We start from the raw sequence: 19,076 nt of genomic DNA, 5'->3' as shown, positions 1-19,076 counted from the left end.
AGAGCGATGCAGTTCGATGTCGTCACGCTCTTTCCAGAAATGTTCCGCGCGCTGACCGACTGGGGTATCACCAGCCGTGCCGCGAAGCAGGAGCGCTATGGGTTGCGTACGTGGAATCCGCGTGATTTCACCACCGACAACTACCGTACGATCGACGATCGCCCGTACGGCGGCGGCCCCGGCATGGTGATGCTGGCGAGGCCGCTGGAAGACGCGATTTGCGCGGCGAAAGCGGCGCAGGCGGAGCAGGGCATCGGCGCGTCGCGCGTCGTGATGATGTCGCCGCAAGGCGCCACGTTGAATCACGACCGTGTCATGAAGTTCGCCGCCGAACCCGGTCTGATCCTGTTGTGCGGACGCTATGAGGCGATCGATCAGCGTTTGCTCGACCGTGTCGTCGACGAAGAAGTCAGCCTTGGCGACTTCGTGCTGTCGGGCGGTGAGTTGCCTGCGATGGCGTTGATGGATGCAGTCGTGCGCCAGTTGCCCGGCGTGCTGAACGACTCGCAGTCGGCGGTGCAGGACAGCTTTGTCGACGTGCTGCTCGATTGTCCGCATTACACGCGGCCGGAGGAATACCATGGCGTGCGTGTGCCCGATGTGCTGCTCGGCGGCCATCATGCGGAGATCGAAGCGTGGCGCCGGCGCGAAGCATTGCGCAACACGTTGCACAAACGGCCCGATCTGATCGAGAAGGCCAGAAAGAACAAGATGTTGAGCCGTGCCGACGAGGCATGGCTCGCGAGTCTCGCGAAGGAAGCGTCGAAGGCGTAAAGCCTGCGGCCTTTCGAGCAGACACCAGGCGGTGCCGTCCATGCGTGTACGGCGCCAGATGTGAACCCATCCTCTATCGGGGCCGTAGCCGCAAGGCAGGTACGAACGCCGACAAGATGGATCCAGGAGATCAGTAATGAATCTGATTGCAAAACTCGAGCAGGAAGAAATCGCCCGCGCCCTCGGCGACAAGACCATCCCCGACTTCGGTCCCGGTGATACGGTGATCGTCAGCGTGAACGTGGTTGAAGGCACGCGTAAGCGTGTTCAGGCTTACGAAGGCGTCGTGATCGCCAAGCGTAACCGTGGTCTGAATTCGTCGTTCATCGTCCGCAAGATTTCGTCGGGCGAAGGCGTCGAGCGTACGTTCCAGACGTACTCGCCGCTGCTGGCAAGCATCGTCGTGAAGCGTCGTGGCGATGTGCGTCGTGCAAAGCTGTACTACCTGCGCGAACGTTCGGGCAAGTCGGCCCGAATCAAGGAAAAGCTGGTCTCGAAAGACCGCGCTGCTCCCCAAGCGTAAATGCTGTAAGAAAAAGCACCCCTCGTGGGTGCTTTTTTGTTTGCCAGGTCAAAATAGCGGCATGTCCCCTATCCGCTCATTTCGAGAGACCCGTTGATCCGCCCTGTCTTTGAGCCTGAATCGCTTCCCGTCGAAGCGACGGGCGCCCATCTGCCGCCGGTCGCCGGCGAGCGCCTCACGCCCGACGCCTTGCGCGCACGCTTCGAGCAGCGTCTTGACTGGACGCCCGAGCCCTTCATTGAAACGCCTTGGCGCACCATCACGACCGATCCACGCGTTGCCGCCGTGCTGGTGCCGCTGGTGGTGCGCGCGCACGGGCTGACCGTGCTGCTCACTCAACGTGCCGACCACCTGAACGATCACGCCGGTCAGGTGAGCTTTCCGGGTGGCCGCCAGGAACCCTTCGATGCCGACGCCATCGCGACCGCGCTGCGCGAAGCGCAGGAAGAAGTCGGCCTCGCGCCGTCGCGAGTCGAAATTCTCGGCGCATTGCCCGACTATCTGACGGGCACTGGCTTTTGCGTGACACCGGTGATCGGCCTCGTGCACCCGCCGTTCGCATTGACCATGGATACGCTGGAAGTGGCCGAAGTCTTCGAAGTGCCACTCGCTTTCCTGATGGACCCGGCAAACCACGAAGAGCGCGTGTTCCGTTTTGAGGGCGGCGAGCGCCGCTTCTTCGCGATGCCGTATCCGCGCAGTGAAGCTGCGGACCCGAGCGCGCAGAGCGAGCGCAATCGCGACAGCCAGGTTGGCGGCCACCATTTCATCTGGGGCGCAACGGCGGCGATGCTGCGCAACCTGTATCGCTTCCTCGCGGCGTAACGCGCGCCGGACTGTGCGGTCATCGGGTGTTTGTCAGTGTCGGCGCTCAGTCGCATCCGACCCTGTGCTATCGTTATAAAACAATTGTAAAAACTCAAAAAGCACGGCGCATCGCATGACTTTTTTCTCCGTATTGCTGGCCCTGATCATTGAACAGGTTCGCGCGCTGTCACCGAACAATCCGGTGTCGGCGTTGCTTCAATACCATGCGGAGTCGGCGGCGCACGGATTCGATGCCGGCAAGCCGAAACATGGTCTGCTCGCCTGGCTCGTGGTGGTGGTGCCGTGGACATTGGCGGTCGCACTCGTCTACTACGTGCTTTATCACATTCATTTTGCGCTGGCGTTCCTGTGGAACGTCGCGGTGCTGTACTTCACGCTCGGCTTCCGCCAGTTCAGCCATTACTTCACGGACATCCACCTCGCGTTGAACAACGACGACGTGCCGCGCGCGCGTGAAATTCTGAATGAATGGACCGGGCTCGAGACCATCGACATGCCGGTCAGCGAGATCGTCCGTCACACGCTGATTCACGCGGTGGTCGCGTCGCACCGCCATGTATTCGGCGTGTTCTTCTGGTTCCTGATTCCGGTGGGGCCGGCGGGTGCAGTGCTATACAGGGTCGCCGAATATCTGGCGCGCGCATGGGCGCGTCCGGCCGACGATCGTACCGTCGCGTTCTCGAGCTTCGCGCAACAGGCGTTCTTCGTGATCGACTGGGTGCCGGCGCGCTTGACGTCGCTGGGCTTTGCGATCGTCGGCAATTTCGAAGACGCGATTTATGCGTGGCGCAATCATGCGCGTCAGTGGCCTGACGCGAACGACGGCGTGTTGCTGGCCGCGGGCAGCGGGGCACTCGGCGCGCGTTTGAGCGGGCCGCTTGCCGAACCGTCGAGCCTCGACGCGCTCGCCACCGGCGACGGTGGCCCGCTGCAGGTCGGCGACGATTGCACGCCGCGCACGCTGCAATCGGCGGTGGGTCTGGTGTGGCGCGCGGTGGTGCTGTGGATGATTCTGCTGTTGATGCTGACCATCGCGGTGTGGCTCGCCTGATACCGGCACGCCAGCGCAGCGCATGAAAAAAGCCAGGCATTGCCTTAATGCCGTTCAGTTAAGCAACTGAACGGCATTTTTGTTTGGTTGCGAGCAAGGGTTGTAAACGGGGCGCGGCGATGTTAACTTTCATCGCCATGCTGGCCGATGATCTGCGCCTACTTGAGGCATTGCCTGGCTTTTTACTGTCCGAATGACACGATTTCGCCGTCGATCGTCGGCCCGCTCTGCGCCACCTCATCCGTCCAGCGGATCACGCGCCGTCCCGCATTGCCAGCACACCGTGAACTGCGCTTCGAGCTGTTCGCCGCACTGGCGGCATTGCCAGCCAGGCGAGCCCGCCGCCGGTCCCTGCGAAGCCGCATCGATCAAACGTCGGGCCATCGCCTCGTCGCGTTCATCGACGAGCCACAATTCGGGCGCGCACTGATCGGCCGGAATATCGCCAAGCGCGCCGTTCAGATAGCGGTTGTGCAACTCGCAGGCAATGCCCGCGGTCTCCAGCAGGTTGACCCAATGCTGTCCCGTGATCAGGTTCGGTGCGCGCATCAGTTTCATGTCAGCGCACGATCTGGCTGGCTTCGTGCACGAGTTGCGCATACAGTGCATGCCGTTCACGACGGATGCGCCCATCGGCGACCGCTTCGAGAATCGCGCAGCCCGGCTCGTGCAAGTGATGGCAGTTGTAGAAGCGGCAGTTCGGCAGCAGCGGCCGGAACTCGGGAAACGCGCGCTCGAGCCGGCCCTCGGTGAGGTGATGCAGGCCGAACTCCTGAAAGCCCGGCGAGTCGATCAACGCGCCGCCGCTGCCTTGGCCGTCTGCGGCAGCGGGGTTGTCCGGCAGCGGATAGAGCCGTGTGAAGGTCGTCGTGTGACGCCCGCTGTTCAACGCGGTCGAGATTTCGCGCGTGGCGACTTCGGCATCCGGAATCAGCAGGTTCACGAGCGTCGACTTGCCCATGCCGGACTGGCCGAGCAGCAGCGTCGCGTGTGCGTGCAGATGATCGATCAAAGCGGCGCGCGCAGCCTCGGGCTGGGTCCTGATCGACATCTCGACGACCGCATAACCCAGCGCGCGATACGGTTCGAGCCGCTTGCGCGCGCCGTCGAGCGCGTCGGTGACGTCGGTCTTGTTCAGCACGATCAACGGCTTCAGCTCGTTCGCTTCGGCCGCGACGAGCGCGCGGCCGAGCAGGTCTTCGCTGAAATGCGGCTCGGTGGCGAGCACGATCAGCAGTTGATCGAGATTGGCGGCGAACAGCTTCGACTTGTACTGATCCGAGCGATACAGCAGATTGCGCCGCTCGCCGATCTCCACGATCACGCCTTGATCGGCCGAAGTCGGCTCGTACATCACGCGATCGCCCACCGCGACTTCGCTGCGCTTGCCGCGCGGGAAGCACTGGAGCATTGGTCCGCCGTGTTCGGGCGCGACCAGATAGTGGCGGCCATGCGCGGCCACCACGAGGCCGCCCACGCGCGTGGCGGCCGGTGCGCGCGATACTTTCGGGGCGCGGCTGCTCATGCGTGCCGCAGCAAACGATCGATCCGCTGTGACGCCGGCGGATGCGAATAGTAGAACGCGGTGTAGAGCGGATCGGGCGTCAGCGTCGATGCGTTGTCCTCGTACAGCTTGACGAGCGCGTTGACGAGGTCTTGCGCATCGGTTTGCGTTGCGGCGAACGCGTCGGCTTCGAACTCGTGTTTGCGCGAGGTGAGGCTGCCAAGCGGCGTGACGAAGAACAGAAACACCGGCAGCGCGAGGAAGAACAGCACCAGCGCGAGACCGCTATTGCCGCCGATCAGCGACGGCCGCACGCCCAGCCCTTCGTAGAACCACACGCATTGCGAGAGCCAGCCGAGCAGCGCGAGCATCGCGAGGCTGATCGCGAAGGTGACGAGCATCCGTTTGATCACATGACGGCGCTTGAAGTGGCCGAGTTCATGCGCGAGCACGGCTTCGATCTCGCTGCCCGACAGGCGCGCAAGCAGCGTGTCGAAGAACACGATCCGCTTGGCCGCGCCGAAGCCGGTGAAGTACGCGTTGCCGTGCGCCGAACGGCGGCTGCCGTCCATCACGAAGAGACCCTTGGCGGCGAAGCCGCAGCGCCGCATCAGCGCTTCGATGCGGGTTTTCAGCGCCTCGTCCTTGAGCGGTTCGAACTTGTTGAAGAGCGGCGCGATGAACGACGGATACAGCACCAGCACGAGCATCTGGAACACCACCCAGACGATCCATGTCCACAGCCACCAGAGACTGCCGGCCTGGTTCATCAGCCACAGCACCACGAACAGCAGCGGCAGGCCGAATGCGACGCCGAGCAGCGCAGCCTTGAGACGGTCGACGAAGAAGATGCGCTTGCTCATCCGGTTGAAGCCAAAGCGCTGTTCGATCACGAACTGCCGGTAGTACTCGAATGGCAGATCGATCGCACTGGTGATCGCGATCACCGCGGCGACCAGCGCGATCTGGCCGGCGTAGCCGCGGCCGAGCCAGTCGGAGATCGCCAGATCGAGCGCCTGCACGCCGCCTAGCAACGTGAGGCCGATCAGCACGGCTGCGCCGACGACGATCTCGATCATCGTGAGGCGCGTGCGTGCGACGGTGTAATCGGCGGCGCGCTGGTGCGCGCTCAGTGCGATGGTGTCGGCGAACTGGCTCGGCACCTGCTCGCGGTGGCCGGAAACGAAGCGGATCTGCCGCGACGCTAGCCAGAGTTTGGTACCGACCATCGCCACGACGGCGACGACGAACAGAACAGTGAAGTACAGAGTAGGCATCCGGGGATTCCGTGGTATCTATGCGAGAATTATATGTTTCTTCCCGCCTCGCGGCGGGGCCACGCTCAAACCAATCTCAAACGAACCAGCGCTGCGGCAGGCGGGCTTCCAGCGAAGCCGTCGGTCCGGCCATCAGGGTTGCCTTCATGACTGACATCCTCGCCTCCACCGAAACGCCGCCGCTCGTGCGCAGCGACATGAATCTCGTCTGGCTCGACATGGAAATGACCGGGCTCGAGCCGGACTCCGACCGCATCATCGAAATCGCGGTGGTGGTGACCAATTCGACGCTCGACAGGATGGTCGAAGGTCCGGTGCTGGCGATTCACCAGAGCGACGAGACGCTGGCGAAGATGGATCAGTGGAATCAGAACACGCATGGCCGCTCGGGCCTGATCGGCCGCGTGAAGGCGTCCACGGTCAGCGAAGCCGATGCCACCGAACTGATCCGCGATTTTCTCGCGCAGTACGTGCCGCCCGGCAAATCGCCGATGTGCGGCAACTCGATCTGCCAGGATCGCCGCTTCATGGCGCGTTGGATGCCGGATCTGGAGCGTTTCTTCCATTACCGCAACCTCGACGTGAGCACGCTGAAGGAACTGTGTCGCCGCTGGCAGCCGACTGTCTACAAGGGTTTCCAGAAGCGCGCGATGCACACGGCGCTGGCGGACATCCATGAATCGATCGACGAACTGAAGTACTACCGTGAGCACTTCCTGATTCCGTCGGCACCGGATGCGTCGGCCAGCGCGGAAACGAGTGTGGAATAAGCACCGAATCAGCGCCGAACCAGCAACTAGGCCGGGCGGGGCGCGCGCTGCGCGCTCTTCGGCCGGAACGCCTTGACCACCTCGGCATTGGTTTCCACATACGGCCCGCCGATCAGGTCGATGCAATAGGGCACCGCCGCGAAAATTCCGGGCACCTTCACCGTGCCGCCCGGATCGGCCTCACGCAGACCTTCCAGCGTTTCCTTGATCGACTTCGGCTGACCCGGCAGATTGATGATCAGCGCCGCGTGTGCCGCCGTTTCGCGGATCACCGCCACTTGGCGAGAGAGGATCGCGGTCGGCACGAAATTCAGGCTGATCTGCCGCATCTGCTCGCCGAAGCCCGGCATGTCTTTGGTTGCGACCGCAAGCGTCGCCTCGGGCGTCACGTCGCGGCGCGCCGGGCCGGTGCCGCCGGTGGTCAGCACCAGATCGCAGCCTACCTCGTCGACCAGTTCGATCAGCGTCGCCGAAATGGTGGGCGCGTCGTCCTGAATCAGCCGCGTGACCACCTGCCACGGTGAGCTCAGCGCCGCACCGAGCCACTCCTGCAACGCCGGAATACCCTTGTCTTCGTACACGCCCGTGGCGGCCCGGTCGCTGATCGACACAAGGCCGATCACGATCTCGTCGGGGTGCTTGCGGGGCTGCCTTTGTGCGTGCTCATTTGCCTGCTTAGGTGCCTGCTCATTTGCCTGCGCGTTTGCCTGCGCATTTGCCTGATTAGGCGTCGGGGTCGTCATCGTCGTGCTCCGGGGCGTTGTCGGCATCGGCATCGCTCTGCGCGGACGGGCTATCCGCGTTCTTGATCCACTGGAACAGTTCGCGGAAGTAGCGCGGCGGCTTGCCTTGCTGCGCTTCCTTGCGGGCATTGCGGATCAGCGTGCGGCCTTGCTGCGGGTCGGCGCTCGGGTGCTGGTGGATGAAGTCGGTCAGCGCGGTGTCGTCGGCGAGCAGTTTCTCGCGGGTGCGCTCGATCCAGTGAAGTCTGGCCGTTTCCGTCTTGTTGACGCCGTTGTAGGTATCGAGCGCGGTGCGCAGCGCGGCGGTTTCCTCGTCGAGCAGCGAGCGCATCACGCGGCCGACGTATTGCAGCTGGCGGCGCTTGCCTTCGTGATCGGTGATGCGGCGCGCCTCGCGCACGGCTTCGTCGAGCTTTTCGGGCATCGGCATGCGCTTGAGTGCGTCTTTGGGCAGCGCGATCAGCGCCGCGCCCAGCTCCTGCAGTGCGTGCATTTCGCGCTTGAGCTGGGACTTGCTGGGACGGTCGTAGCCGTTTTCGTCGACTTCCGGCACGGCGGATTCGATCGGTTGAATGCGGGTTTTGCGTGTCATGCCGGTATTGTAGCGTGCCGCGCCCGCCGCACCGCCGGTGCGCCAGAGCACGCCGCCTCGCGTCCTGCGAAGCGGTGCCGGGCCGGCACGCGCGGGTCATGCTGCAGGACATCGCCGGAGCCCGCCGCGACGGTTGGCAAATGCCAGGTACGGCGGCGCGTACCTTGCTATGATCGCGGGAATGCGCAATCCGCACGTGCGCACGCAGATGCGCGACAGGTGCGAACACCCAGGGCCGCTCGGCCCCGAACAGGACGGCAACGACAATGGCAGCAGACATGGACGTCAAGCAGCGCTTTTTTCCGCATACCCAGGATGAACTGAAGGAAATCGCCTCGGACATCCTTCGTCACGCGAAGTCGCTCGGCGGCACCGACGCGGCAACCGAGATTTCTGAGGGCGACGGCCTGTCCGTCTCCGTGCGGCGCGGCGAAGTCGAGACGATCGAACACAATCGCGACAAGATGGTCGGCGTGACGGTGTTCATCGGCAACAAGCGCGGCAACGCGAGCACCTCGGATTTTTCGTCGCAAGCGCTGAAGGACACGGTGGCGGCGGCCTACAACATCGCCCGCTTCACCGCCGAAGACGACTGCGCCGGGCTCGCCGAAGCCGAATTGCTCGAAACCGCGCCGCGCGATCTCGATCTCTATCACCCGTGGAATCTGTCCGCCGACGAAGCAGTGAGCATCGCTCGCCGCGCCGAAGACGCCGCGTTCGCGACCGATCCGCAGATCAAGAACTCGGAAGGCGCCAGCGTCTCGGCGCAGCACTCGCAGTTCGTGCTGGCCACGTCGCGCGGCTTCCTCGCGGGGTACCCGTATTCGCGCCACTACATCGCATGCGCGCCGATCGCTGGCAGTGCCCGCAACATGCAACGCGACGACTGGTACACCTCGACGCGCAGCGCCACGGAACTGGCCGACCCGGAAGCGGTGGGCCGTTATGCGGCGCAACGCGCACTCGCGCGCATCGGCGCCCGAGGCCTCGATACGCGCAAGGTGCCGGTGCTGTTCGAAGCGCCGCTCGCAGCGGGGCTGCTCGGCGCGTTCGTGCAGGCCACGAGCGGCGGCGCGCTATACCGCAAGACGTCGTTTCTCGTCGACAGCCTTGGCAAGCCGGTGTTCGCGCCGCACGTGCAGGTGGTCGAGGATCCGCACGTGGCACGCGCGATGGGCAGCGCGCCGTTCGACGAAGAAGGCGTGCGCACGAGGCAGCGTTCAGTGGTGAAAGACGGCGTGGTGGAAGGCTATTTTCTGTCCACTTACTCCGCGCGCAAGCTCGGCATGCAGACCACGGGCAACGCGGGTGGCTCGCATAACCTGTCGTTCCGCAGTACGAACACGCGTCCCGAGGACGACTTCGAAGCCATGTTGAAGAAGCTCGGCACCGGCCTGCTGCTGACCGAACTGATGGGGCAGGGCGTGAACTACGTGACGGGCGATTATTCGCGCGGCGCGTCGGGCTTCTGGGTCGAGAACGGCAAGATCCAGTATCCGGTCGAGGAAATCACCGTGGCGAGCACGCTGCAGGAGATGTTCCGCCATATCGTCGCGATTGGCGCGGATACGATCACGCGCGGCACCAAGCAAACCGGCTCGGTGTTGATCGAACGGATGACGATCGCGGGACAGTAAGCCAGTCCAGCGGCGCGCGATGCTCGCAATCGCGTTACGCCGGCGCATATGAAAACGCCACGCAAGTCATTGCGTGGCGTTTTTTCTTGGGCGCGGTGCGGCTCGCGACTGTGACCGGCCATAACCCGGCTATAACCTGGCAACTACGCGGCAACTAGGTGCCAACTACGCGGCCGGCCCCAACCGGCCCTTCCTTCAGCCCCGGCGCCGCGTGCTCAGCCTCGCTCTGACCCGCTTGCGTTGGTACGTGACGAACGCGTAATCGAAGTCGTTCGGCGCATCCGCGCGATGCGTTTCGTGCGCGACTTCTTCCCACTCGTTTTCATCGATCTTGGGGAACGTGACGTCGCCCTCGAAGTCGGCGGAAATCTCGGTGATGATCAGCTTGTCCGCCTGGCGCAGCCCTTCCACGTACAACTGTGCGCCGCCGATCAGAAACGCCTCCGGCGCCTGGTCCTGGGCGGCGAGCCGCAGCGCGTCCTCGAGGGTCGTGGCGGCGTCGCAGCCCTGGAATCGCCGAGTGACATCACGTGTCACGACGATGTTGCGGCGTCCCGGCAACGGCCGGCCGATCGATTCATGCGTCTTGCGGCCCATGATGATGGGCGCGCCCATCGTAGTACGCTTGAAGAACGCGAGGTCTTCGGGCAGTCGCCAGGGCAACTGGTTGTCGCGGCCGATCACGCCGTTATTGGCGCGAGCGACGATCAGGGTGAGCGTCGTCATCGAATGGAAAGAGGAACATTAACCGGACGATTCTACCTGACACGCCGGCGAGGGCTGCCGCGCGGCACTTGCAGCCTCTCGCGGGACAGGGCGCTCGCGCGCCGGATCGTCGGCCGCGAGGATCGGCCTGTCGTTGGCGCCGCGCAGTCCGCGCAAGTCATGCTGAACTATCCGCCGGTACGGCGTGACACGCGAAATAGTCCGCTGCTGCACCCGGCAGTTTGTTCGCGCTACTTTATCTGGTACACGGCGACATTGCCCTGGACGTTGCCTTGCGCAGCGCGCGCCGCACCGACCGGAATTGGTATTGGAATGGGCAGCGGAATCGGCCGCGGCGACGGCGGGGCGATCTCGTCCCAAAGCGTTACATGCTCGCCACTACTGCGCATCAGTTGGGGCGTTACTCCCACCATCAGCATGCCGGCCCCGCCGCCGCGTTGCCGCTCCAGCATTCGGACGTCGAGCGAAAGATCGTTCACGGATGCGGCGGCGGGCTGCGCTAGCGTGGTGGGTTGCGGCTGGGCGCTGTGCGCATCGACGCCGCAAGGCAGTGCGATCAGAACGGGCGCAACGCAAATCGCGATGTTCGAGGTAATGCTGCCTGGATCAATGTGGCAAAAGAATCGCATGATGAACCTCCCTCATGCACCCGCATTTAGCGAAACCTGTGCCATCGCGCGCAATCGGTTGATGCGTCAGGATGTGACCCGAAACCTCGGAGCTGACGTACGAGAAATCGGAGAAAAGTGTTTCAGCCGTGAAACGTCAGGCAGAAAATACCTATAATTCGCTAATCATTGCGGTACGAACTACTGCCCGCGCGGCGCCGCGAAAGTGCCTCGACTAATTTTTTATTTGTCGGCTTAATGATGCTTTTCGCCCGCTGCGCCTTGGTGGCAAAAGGGTCCCCGGATTAAATTCGCGTAATTGTTTTCCAAGCGGCGCGCGTATAGTAAGCTCTCGAAAAAGAGCTTTGGATTTAAAAAAGGCCACTAACAGGCCGTCTCAAACACACACGCCGCTTTCTTGGGGATCAGCTGTCCGCACGGAATGGAATGGCCGTTCGGTTTTTGCCAATCGCGAATCCCGGACGAGTCAGCGTGTCTGAATCGCAGTTCAGGTGCGTGCGTCATCCTTAACGTTCGTTGACGAGAGGATCTGAATAATGGAATCCGCAACGCGGCAACTGATTTATGTTTCGCGCGATCCGAGCGCGGAGCTGAATACGCGTTTTCATCAACGTGGCTGGCACGTCGAAGTCGTGGGATCGGCGCGCGATGTGCGTCGGGCGGTTCGCGCCGGAATGGCAGCGGGCGGCCTGCTCGATCTCTCCAGCGATTTCCAGCCGCATGAAATCGCCGCTTTCGAGTCCTGTCTGACCATGCCCAACGTCGGCTGGGTGGCCGCCACCATGCCGGGGCAGCTGCAGGACGCCGGCTTGCGACGGCTCGTGCGCGACTATTGTTTCGATTATGTGACGGTTCCGTATTCGGGCGACCGCATCGTCGATTCTGTCGGGCACGCATACGGCATGATCTCGCTTGGCGAGCCGGCTTCGAACGACGGATCGCAGGGCGCGGAAGGCGAAATGGTCGGCTCGTGCGACGCGATGCTGGCGCTGTTCCGTTCGATCCGCAAAGTGGCGATGACCGACGCGCCGGTGTTCATCTCAGGCGAATCAGGCACGGGCAAGGAGTTGACCGCGGTCGCGATTCACGAGCGCTCGGCGCGGCGCAATGCGCCCTTTGTGCCGATCAACTGCGGCGCGATCCCGCCGCACCTTCTGCAATCCGAACTATTCGGCTATGAGCGCGGCGCATTCACCGGTGCCAATCAGCGCAAGATCGGCCGGGTGGAAGCGGCCAACGGCGGCACGCTCTTTCTGGACGAAATCGGCGACCTGCCGCTCGAAAGCCAGGCGAGCCTGCTGCGTTTTCTGCAGGAGCGCAAGGTCGAGCGGCTGGGCGGACACAGCGCGATCGACGTGGACGTGCGGATCATTTCGGCGACTCACGTGGACATGACCGCTGCGATGATCGAAGGACGGTTTCGTTCCGACCTCTATCACCGGTTGTGTGTGCTGCAGATCGACGAACCGCCGCTGCGTGCGCGGGGCAAGGATATCGAACTGCTCGCGCGCCACATGCTGGAACGTTTCAAGAAAGATGCGAGCCGCCGCTTGCGCGGCTTCGCGCCCGATGCGATCGCCGCGTTGCATAACTACGGCTGGCCGGGCAATGTGCGTGAACTGATCAACCGGGTGCGGCGCGCAATCGTGATGTCGGAGGGCCGCGCGATCACCGCGCGTGATCTCGAGCTGGCCGAGTATGTCGAGATCGTGCCGGTGTCGCTCGCGCAAGCGCGCGAAGCAGCTGAACGGCAGGCGATCGAGCTGGCGCTTTTGCGCCATCGCGGGCGGCTCGGCGACGCCGCGCAGGAACTCGGCATCTCGCGCGTGACGCTGTACCGGCTGCTGTGTTCGCACGGCATGCGTCACATGGAGGGCGAGCAGCTGGCCGCGCCGCATGGCGATTTGCCGGCTTCGGTGCCGCATCTCTAACGCGTGTGATCCGTCCGCTGCCAGTTGTTTGCCAGTTGTTTGCCGGGTGGCAGCGGGCGTCACGCGAGCGCTCGTGACGGAGCGAGCTTTACGGCGAGAGCCTCCAGCTTGCCCCGACCGCACTCCGACGGGCTGCGCAACGAGGTCCAAAAACCAGCTCTCGCAATCAGGCCCATCACGTATCGTGGTGAAGCTCGCACTCGCGGCGAGCCTTGGCCCATGGCACCGGGCGATAGCCACCACGCCCTCCGTTCGCCACGACATTCCCCTGATATTTGCACCGCGGCATACCCCGACCAGGCGCCGCTCGACTGCGCTTGTTAAAATCGGGTTTTCCTCTCAATCTCCGTGGCGCGCGCATCGATTGCGGTCGCGCCTCGTCGAAGGACCCCGCATGAAACAATACCTCGACCTCGTCCGCACGATTCTCGACACCGGCACGTGGCAGGAAAACCGCACCGGCATCCGCACCATCAGCATGCCGGGCGCGATGTTGCGCTTCGATCTGCAGCAAGGCTTTCCCGCGGTCACGACGAAAAAGCTCGCGTTCAAGTCGGCGGTGGGCGAACTGGTCGGGTTTCTGCGTGCGTCGCGCAGTGCCGCGGATTTTCGCGACCTCGGCTGCAAGGTGTGGGATGCGAACGCCAATCAGAATCCGCAATGGCTTGCCAATCCATATCGGCAGGGACCGGACGATCTCGGCGACGTGTACGGCGTGCAATGGCGTCAGTGGCCGGCGTACAAGGTGCTGGACGAGAGCGCGAGTGCGCAGCTGGCCGACGCGGCTGCGCGCGGCTTCCAGGTGGTGACCCGTTTCGAGGAAAACGGCAGCTCCAAAGTGCTGCTCTACAAGGCAATCGATCAATTGCGCCAGTGCCTGGACACGATCATGCAGAATCCCGCCGACCGGCGCATCCTGTTTCATGCGTGGAACCCGGCGGTGCTGGATCAGATTGCGTTGCCTGCTTGCCATCTGCTTTACCAGTTCCTGCCGAACGTGGCACGCCGCGAAATCTCGCTGTGCCTCTACATTCGCAGCAACGACGTCGGCCTCGGTACGCCGTTCAATCTGACCGAAGGCGCCGCGTTGCTGCATCTGGTCGGACGGCTGACGGGCTATACGCCGCGCTGGTTCACATACTTCATCGGCGATGCGCATATCTACGAGAATCAGCTCGATATGCTGCAGCAGCAGCTGACGCGCGAGCCGTACGCGAGCCCGACTCTGGCCATCTCGGACCGCGTGCCGGACTACGCGAAAACCGGCGTGTACGAACCGGAATGGCTAGAGAAGATCGAGCCTGCGGATTTCTCGCTGGTCGGCTACCGGCATCACGAGCCGCTGACGGCGCCTATGGCTATCTGAGCGCGCATCGGCGGGCCGCCTTGCCGGCTCGAAAGAAAAACCCGCGTTCGCGAGAACGCGGGTTTTTTTCATGCTGCAGCGGGTTACATCGATTGGCAAACCAGGGGAGGGCGCTCGGATATGCCGCGCTCAGCCTTTGTGATGTTCGTCGTGGTTGCCGCCGCCCGAATGCTGTTCGGCGTGTTGTTGCTGCGGCCGTGGTTCGGGGCGCGGCTGCTGCACCGGCTGTGGACGCGGCTCAGGACGCGACTGCTGCACCTGCTGTGGGCGCGGTTCAGGGCGCGGCTGCTGCACCTGCTGCGGACGCGGTTCAGGGCGCGGCTGCTGCATCTGCTGCGGGGGTGGCTCGAAGCGCGGCTGCTGCATCTGCTGTGGACGCGGTTCCGGGCGTGGCTGCTGCGCCTGCGGAATCGGCGCCGGCCGCGGCTCAGGACGCGCCTGTTGCTGCTGCTGAACTTCCGCAGGCCGTGGCACCTGCGGCTCAGGCTGACGTTGCGTCGACATCTGCTGCTGCGCAGGAAACGCCTGCTGACGCGCCTGCTGCTGCGCCGCCGGGTTCTCCACCGGACGCGGTACGCCATGCTGCTGCATCGCCGCGTTGGCCTGTGCGCCCGGCTGTTGCCCGAAGCCCGGCCGTCCAGCCTGCTCCTGCGGGCCACCGAACTGTTGAGCCCGCTGTTGACCCGGTTGTGCTTGCTGGGCCATTGGCGTGTGCGGCCGCGTCCATGCCGGCTCGTGGCCGCCGGTGGCGCCTGGCTGCTGACTTGCCGGCTGCGGGCCACCATGTTGCTGTGCGAACGCCGCCGGATTGCCGCCGCCCGCCTGCGGCGGCCGCGGCACGCCATTCGACTGGCGCCCCATCTCGCCAGACTGCGGCGCGCGCTGATTGTTGACCATCGGCGGCGGCACGGCCGGCCGCGCTTGCGATTCTGCGCCGCGCGGCAACTGACCGGGCTCCGCGCCCGGCCGCGGCCCGGCCTGCTGCATGCCGCCAGGCGTGCCCGGCACTGGCGCGCCCGCAGTCGCGCCCGGCGGATGGGCAGCAATATGCGACTGGACCACCCGCACGTTCTGCATCGGCAGCGCGCCGCCGCCAGCCATATGCGCCGGCACCGCGGTGCGCACGATCGGCTCGCCGCCGCCTGGCACTCGCCCGCCGCCTTGCGCGAAACGCTGGGCGAGTCTGTCGTGATAAGCGGCCGGCACGACCGGATTACGCGTGGCGACCACCGGACGCGCGACGACACTCGCCGGCGGCCGGTAGTTCGCGTTGCGCATACCTGACCCAAAGCTCTCGCGTACCGGCGCGATGCCTACGCCGCCGGGGTTGATCCGCGCGCTGTGCCATTGGCGCGGATCGACCTGCTGCGCGAAGCGTCCGACCGGCTGGCCATGCACGAACGCGGTCGCCGGCACGGCCGTCAGGCCGCCGCGCGCCCGATAGTTGACGTACGTGTTGTGGATGTTAGTCACGTTGTAGTTGTTGATGGTCGTCGTCCGGTTGACGCGGTTGTAGTAGCCCGCGCTCCAGTGATCGTGATCGCGCCAATGCGGATGCCACGGTTCGCCCGGGCCGAGCGGGAACCACGCGACGCCGGCCGCCACGACCCCGCCGATCGCCAGATTCACACCCCAATCGGCCCCGCCGCCGCCTTCGTCGTCGCCGACGAAGGCGACCAGCGCGGGCGCGTAGACGGGCGGCGCGTCGGCCACGATCGGGCCCGGCACCCACGCCCACGAGTCGTCGAGCTGAGCCCAGCGGCCGTAGTGATAGGGCGCGAAGCCCCACGGCTCGTCATCGACCCAGGTCCAGCCCCACGGCGCCTGCCAGACCCAATGGCCGTCGTGGTACGGCGCCCAGCCGGCGGGCGTGGCGCGCGGCACCCACACTTCGCCGTATTGCGGGCTGTCCTGCCACGTGCCGTTCGCATCCAGGTCCTGGTAGCCGGGGACGTCGCGCGACACGTAGCGTGCCGACACCGAGTGGTCTTCCGCGGCATCACGGCTCACGGCCCACTGATCGAGGCTGTCGAGGCCGGGAACCTGATTGTCGGCAAGCTGTTGCAGGTTGGTACCGCCGAAGCGGATCTGCCGGCCGGCCGCCACCGGCAGCTGGCCGCTGTCGCCGTACACGGTCGCGCTGCCGCTGCGCACGGTGACGGTGGTGCTGCTGCCGTCGGGCGCGACGTCGACCCGATAGTCGCCGGGTTCGTTCACGCCGACGGCGAGATTCGGCGTGTCGATTTCGTAGGACGAGCCGGGCGCAAGTTCGCGCACGCGCGTCGACAACGTACCCTGCGCGACTTTCAGTTGCGCGCTGCTGTCGTCGAGGTTGAGCACGTCGAGGCTGGTGGACTGGCCGAGGCGCACCGCGGTCGAGCCGATGTGCAGCTCGGAGCGCGCGTTCTGATCGTTCCAGAGCTGGTCGCCGGTGGTGAGCGGGCGGTTGATCTGCGCGTACGACCAGTCGGTGGCGCCGGCGGGTTCGGTGGTGACGGTGCCGGCGGTGTAGTTCAGACGCGCGATGCGGCCAGGCGGGTCGGTGTCCTGAGTCGCGGTCGCGGCCCGGGGCGTCGGCTGGATGTCCTGCGCCAGTGCGGTCTGCGCGGCGCACAGGAACACCGCAGCGGCGATCAGTGTGTAGCGGGCGGGGCGGTATCCCGAGCGCGGGCGTGGGGTGACGGTTCTCATGATTTATCTCCAACGGACGCGGCAATCTGCTCGGTCCGTAAGTCACTTTACCCGTCGTGCCTGTTTCAAGACGCGCACTTTTGTAAGGCCATCATACGGGCCTGTAACAAAAGGTCTCGCTGACGCGTCGCAGCGGTTGACTGCGGAATTTTCGCGGCTACGTCAGGTGGCGGCCGATGATTCATGCCGCCAGAAACGCGTCGAAATGACGGTGGCCAGCCGGCGTGATACGCAGGATTCGTGGCCGCTCGGTCCGCTCGACCCAGCCATGCGCCGACCATGAGTCGAGCAACGCGGCGCCGAGTGCGCCGCCCAGATGCGGCCGCCGCTCGCTCCAGTCGGGGCACGTGCACGCGAAGCGGCGCCGGCGGCTTTTCTGCGCGGAGGTATCGATGCCCCATGCGGCGAAGTGGGCGGTGCCGGCCGGCGTGGGTTCGAGCACCGTGCCATGCAGCGTCAGCAGAGCGCGGTCGAGCAGCCGTTCGAATACCCGGACGGACAATTCGCCCGCCATATGGTCGTAGCAGGTGCGGGCGTAGCGCATGTCGAGCGGCACAGTGCGTACCGGACGCGGCACCGCGCGTTGCGGCGCGCTGAGCTGCGCCACGTTGGCGAGCGCCTCGATCGCCGCCGCGATTTCAGACGACGCAATCCGGAAATAGCGATGCCGGCCGCGCTCTTCGACCGCGAGCAAACCGCCGTCGGTGAGGCGCGCCAGATGGGCGCTAGCCGCCGACGGCGAGAGTCCGGCGATCATCGTCAGTTCGCCGGCGGGGCGCGCGCTGCCGTCCATCAGCGCCCACAGCATCGCGGCACGGCCGGGATCGGCGAGCAGTGCGCCGATATGGCTCAAGCCGGGGAAATGGTTCTGTTGGTCTGCAAGCGTCGCTGGCATCTGGCGTCTCCAATATTTCCGATGGGCGGCGCGAGCCGCCATGCAGTCCACTGTACCGGGCTGCGTCATTCAATGTTTCAGCTTAACCTGAACAATGCAATGCGGACGCTACGAAAAACCGCCGGGCGCGATGCCCGGCCCGTGTAGCGGCGACGGATCGGTCCGCCAGGCTAGAATCAGAGTCTGTCTTTGCAGGAACGCGTGGTCATGAAAACTCTTCTCGCCGTCACCGCAGCGGTGTTGCTGTTGGCCGCCTGCGCACAAGGCGGCGCCGGTTCGGGCTCGGGTGCGGGCACCGGCAGCATCAGCATGTACGGGACAATCGACGAAGGCATCAGCGTGCGCAAATGAACCCGCGGAACCCGCGGCTCGGTGTGCGTTCGGTGCCGGTTCGCGCCGGTTCCGTGCGTCAGCGGAAAGCTCGCGGAAAGGCGTCACGCGCGACGGGCACACATTCAGCGTTGCGAGCCGAACGAACCCGCCACGCGCCCAATATTGCGCTCGTATAATCGGCCCCTTTCAATCCATCCGATTCACCGGAGTCAAGATGAGCACCCTGCCCGTAGCGCCGCTGGACCGTTCGGAAACCACCTTCCGCTTTCTCGCCGAGCCGAGCTCGGTCAACTTCGGCGGCAAGGTGCACGGCGGCGCGCTGATGAAGTGGATCGACGAGACCGCCTATGCGTGCTCGGCGGTGTGGTCGGGACGCTATTGCGTGACGGTCAGCGTCGGCAACATCCGCTTTCGCCGGCCGATCCTCGTCGGCAATCTGGTCGAATTGCGGGCGCGGGTCGTCGCCACGGGCCGCACCAGCATGCACATTCACGTGTCGGTGCAGGCGGGCGACCCGAAGGGCGGCGAACTGCTGCAAACCACCGATTGCCTCGTCGTGATGGTCGCCGTCAACGAGAACGGCCATCCGGTCCAGGTGCCGGCTTTCGTGCCGGAAACGGATGAGCAGAAACGCCTCGCCAAGTACGCGATGGATGTGAAGGAAGCGCTCGACGCGATTGTCGAGCTGAAACCGGAAGAAGTGGCGCAAGGCAAGGTTTAGGCGGCGCGTCCAAACGGCGCGTCCAAACGGCGGCTCCAGACGGCGCCTGCAAGCGGCGGGCGCCGGCCGCCGGTCGCATGAACCG

Annotated in this window: 19 protein-coding genes; 10 read left to right on the top strand and 9 right to left on the bottom strand. The window is 64.7% G+C overall.

What is annotated here, in order from left to right; translation table 11 throughout:
• Positions 1-6 precede the first annotated feature (6 nt).
• The 4 genes from trmD (at position 7) to BN2475_RS11940 (ending at position 3,176) form a co-directional block, all read left to right on the top strand.
• Positions 7-774 (top strand): tRNA (guanosine(37)-N1)-methyltransferase TrmD, encoded by a 768-nt coding sequence (trmD, locus tag BN2475_RS11955; RefSeq protein ID WP_094779733.1) that lies wholly within the window; start codon positions 7-9, stop codon positions 772-774.
• 136 nt (positions 775-910) lie between these two features.
• Positions 911-1,297 (top strand): 50S ribosomal protein L19, encoded by a 387-nt coding sequence (rplS, locus tag BN2475_RS11950; protein WP_094779732.1) that lies wholly within the window; start codon positions 911-913, stop codon positions 1,295-1,297.
• A gap of 93 nt (positions 1,298-1,390) precedes the next feature.
• Positions 1,391-2,122, top strand: a complete 732-nt coding sequence (locus BN2475_RS11945) for a CoA pyrophosphatase (protein WP_094779731.1) — start codon at positions 1,391-1,393, stop codon at positions 2,120-2,122.
• Between the two features lie 115 nt (positions 2,123-2,237).
• A complete protein-coding gene (locus BN2475_RS11940) occupies positions 2,238-3,176 on the top strand; it encodes a CobD/CbiB family protein (protein WP_094779730.1) in 939 nt (312 codons plus the stop codon).
• Between the two features lie 237 nt (positions 3,177-3,413).
• On the opposite strand, the gene BN2475_RS11935 is transcribed toward BN2475_RS11940, so the two are convergent.
• From BN2475_RS11935 to BN2475_RS11925, 3 genes are read right to left on the bottom strand one after another with little or no spacing between them, the layout of a single operon-like run.
• The gene (locus BN2475_RS11935) at positions 3,414-3,734 is read right to left on the bottom strand and encodes a putative signal transducing protein (RefSeq protein WP_094779729.1); all 321 of its coding nucleotides are present in this window, start codon (positions 3,732-3,734) and stop codon (positions 3,414-3,416) included.
• Position 3,735: 1 nt separating this feature from the next.
• Complete coding sequence (gene rsgA, locus BN2475_RS11930) at positions 3,736-4,701, bottom strand: ribosome small subunit-dependent GTPase A (RefSeq protein ID WP_094779728.1); 966 nt, start codon at positions 4,699-4,701, stop codon at positions 3,736-3,738.
• Positions 4,698-5,957, bottom strand: coding sequence for a M48 family metallopeptidase (locus BN2475_RS11925; RefSeq protein WP_094779727.1), 1,260 nt, complete (start codon positions 5,955-5,957; stop codon positions 4,698-4,700). The genes rsgA and BN2475_RS11925 overlap by 4 nt, the downstream gene beginning before the upstream one ends.
• 146 nt (positions 5,958-6,103) lie before the next feature.
• Here BN2475_RS11925 and orn point away from each other — a divergent pair, with 146 nt between their 5' ends.
• Positions 6,104-6,727 (top strand): oligoribonuclease, encoded by a 624-nt coding sequence (gene orn, locus BN2475_RS11920; protein ID WP_094779726.1) that lies wholly within the window; start codon positions 6,104-6,106, stop codon positions 6,725-6,727.
• A 26-nt stretch (positions 6,728-6,753) separates the two neighbouring features.
• On the opposite strand, the gene mog is transcribed toward orn, so the two are convergent.
• Both mog and yjgA read right to left on the bottom strand, forming a co-directional pair.
• Complete coding sequence (gene mog, locus BN2475_RS11915) at positions 6,754-7,470, bottom strand: molybdopterin adenylyltransferase (protein WP_245841287.1); 717 nt, start codon at positions 7,468-7,470, stop codon at positions 6,754-6,756.
• Positions 7,451-8,062, bottom strand: a complete 612-nt coding sequence (gene yjgA, locus BN2475_RS11910; protein WP_094779860.1) for a ribosome biogenesis factor YjgA — start codon at positions 8,060-8,062, stop codon at positions 7,451-7,453. The genes mog and yjgA overlap by 20 nt, the downstream gene beginning before the upstream one ends.
• Positions 8,063-8,328: 266 nt before the next feature.
• Between yjgA and pmbA the strand changes: the two genes are divergently transcribed.
• Positions 8,329-9,699 carry a metalloprotease PmbA gene (gene pmbA / locus BN2475_RS11905; protein ID WP_094779725.1) on the top strand — a complete coding sequence of 457 codons (1,371 nt, stop codon included), beginning with the start codon at positions 8,329-8,331 and terminating at the stop codon, positions 9,697-9,699.
• A gap of 195 nt (positions 9,700-9,894) precedes the next feature.
• Here pmbA and BN2475_RS11900 read toward each other — a convergent pair whose 3' ends face one another.
• Positions 9,895-10,425, bottom strand: a complete 531-nt coding sequence (locus tag BN2475_RS11900) for a dihydrofolate reductase (protein WP_094779724.1) — start codon at positions 10,423-10,425, stop codon at positions 9,895-9,897.
• A gap of 230 nt (positions 10,426-10,655) precedes the next feature.
• Positions 10,656-11,054 (bottom strand): hypothetical protein, encoded by a 399-nt coding sequence (locus BN2475_RS11895; RefSeq protein ID WP_094779723.1) that lies wholly within the window; start codon positions 11,052-11,054, stop codon positions 10,656-10,658.
• A gap of 536 nt (positions 11,055-11,590) precedes the next feature.
• On the opposite strand from BN2475_RS11895, the gene BN2475_RS11890 reads away from it, so the two are divergent.
• Together BN2475_RS11890 and BN2475_RS11885 are read left to right on the top strand one after the other, a co-directional pair.
• A complete protein-coding gene (locus BN2475_RS11890) occupies positions 11,591-12,985 on the top strand; it encodes a sigma-54 dependent transcriptional regulator (RefSeq protein ID WP_094779722.1) in 1,395 nt (464 codons plus the stop codon).
• 394 nt (positions 12,986-13,379) lie between these two features.
• On the top strand, positions 13,380-14,351 hold the full coding sequence (locus tag BN2475_RS11885; RefSeq protein WP_094779721.1) for a thymidylate synthase: 972 nt from the start codon (positions 13,380-13,382) through the stop codon (positions 14,349-14,351).
• Between the two features lie 129 nt (positions 14,352-14,480).
• Here the strand turns inward: BN2475_RS11885 and BN2475_RS11880 are convergent, their stop codons facing one another.
• Entirely contained in the window at positions 14,481-17,042 is a 2,562-nt protein-coding gene (locus BN2475_RS11880) for a DUF6600 domain-containing protein (RefSeq protein WP_094779720.1), read from the bottom strand.
• 181 nt (positions 17,043-17,223) lie between these two features.
• Positions 17,224-17,937: an ArsR/SmtB family transcription factor gene (locus BN2475_RS11875; protein ID WP_094779719.1), complete on the bottom strand. Its 714-nt coding sequence runs from the start codon at positions 17,935-17,937 to the stop codon at positions 17,224-17,226.
• A gap of 207 nt (positions 17,938-18,144) precedes the next feature.
• Here BN2475_RS11875 and BN2475_RS34620 point away from each other — a divergent pair, with 207 nt between their 5' ends.
• Together BN2475_RS34620 and BN2475_RS11870 are read left to right on the top strand one after the other, a co-directional pair.
• On the top strand, positions 18,145-18,288 hold the full coding sequence (locus tag BN2475_RS34620) for a hypothetical protein (protein WP_162844471.1): 144 nt from the start codon (positions 18,145-18,147) through the stop codon (positions 18,286-18,288).
• A 196-nt stretch (positions 18,289-18,484) separates the two neighbouring features.
• Positions 18,485-18,991: an acyl-CoA thioesterase gene (locus tag BN2475_RS11870; protein ID WP_094779718.1), complete on the top strand. Its 507-nt coding sequence runs from the start codon at positions 18,485-18,487 to the stop codon at positions 18,989-18,991.
• The last annotated feature ends 85 nt before the right edge of the window (positions 18,992-19,076 follow it).

The sequence above is a fragment of the Paraburkholderia ribeironis genome, assembly GCF_900019265.1.
In the GTDB taxonomy this organism is placed as follows: Bacteria; Pseudomonadota; Gammaproteobacteria; order Burkholderiales; family Burkholderiaceae; genus Paraburkholderia; species Paraburkholderia ribeironis.
The sequence above is the reverse complement of the archived record's forward strand: the minus strand, read 5'-3'. Positions and strand labels throughout refer to the sequence as shown.

Bases quoted from the DNA above. Each gene is read 5' to 3' on its own strand.
- BN2475_RS11900 (WP_094779724.1), bottom strand. From the start codon at position 10,425: ATGACGACGCTCACCCTGATCGTCGCTCGCGCCAATAACGGCGTGATC.
- trmD (WP_094779733.1), top strand. From the start codon at position 7: ATGCAGTTCGATGTCGTCACGCTCTTTCCAGAAATGTTCCGCGCGCTG.
- BN2475_RS11925 (WP_094779727.1), bottom strand. From the start codon at position 5,957: ATGCCTACTCTGTACTTCACTGTTCTGTTCGTCGTCGCCGTCGTGGCG.
- yjgA (WP_094779860.1), bottom strand. From the start codon at position 8,062: ATGACACGCAAAACCCGCATTCAACCGATCGAATCCGCCGTGCCGGAA.
- mog (WP_245841287.1), bottom strand. From the start codon at position 7,470: ATGACGACCCCGACGCCTAATCAGGCAAATGCGCAGGCAAACGCGCAG.
- pmbA (WP_094779725.1), top strand. From the start codon at position 8,329: ATGGCAGCAGACATGGACGTCAAGCAGCGCTTTTTTCCGCATACCCAG.
- BN2475_RS34620 (WP_162844471.1), top strand. From the start codon at position 18,145: ATGAAAACTCTTCTCGCCGTCACCGCAGCGGTGTTGCTGTTGGCCGCC.
- BN2475_RS11870 (WP_094779718.1), top strand. From the start codon at position 18,485: ATGAGCACCCTGCCCGTAGCGCCGCTGGACCGTTCGGAAACCACCTTC.
- BN2475_RS11890 (WP_094779722.1), top strand. From the start codon at position 11,591: ATGGAATCCGCAACGCGGCAACTGATTTATGTTTCGCGCGATCCGAGC.
- BN2475_RS11935 (WP_094779729.1), bottom strand. From the start codon at position 3,734: ATGAAACTGATGCGCGCACCGAACCTGATCACGGGACAGCATTGGGTC.
- BN2475_RS11940 (WP_094779730.1), top strand. From the start codon at position 2,238: ATGACTTTTTTCTCCGTATTGCTGGCCCTGATCATTGAACAGGTTCGC.
- rsgA (WP_094779728.1), bottom strand. From the start codon at position 4,701: ATGAGCAGCCGCGCCCCGAAAGTATCGCGCGCACCGGCCGCCACGCGC.
- BN2475_RS11895 (WP_094779723.1), bottom strand. From the start codon at position 11,054: ATGCGATTCTTTTGCCACATTGATCCAGGCAGCATTACCTCGAACATC.
- BN2475_RS11875 (WP_094779719.1), bottom strand. From the start codon at position 17,937: ATGCCAGCGACGCTTGCAGACCAACAGAACCATTTCCCCGGCTTGAGC.
- orn (WP_094779726.1), top strand. From the start codon at position 6,104: ATGACTGACATCCTCGCCTCCACCGAAACGCCGCCGCTCGTGCGCAGC.
- rplS (WP_094779732.1), top strand. From the start codon at position 911: ATGAATCTGATTGCAAAACTCGAGCAGGAAGAAATCGCCCGCGCCCTC.
- BN2475_RS11885 (WP_094779721.1), top strand. From the start codon at position 13,380: ATGAAACAATACCTCGACCTCGTCCGCACGATTCTCGACACCGGCACG.
- BN2475_RS11880 (WP_094779720.1), bottom strand. From the start codon at position 17,042: ATGAGAACCGTCACCCCACGCCCGCGCTCGGGATACCGCCCCGCCCGC.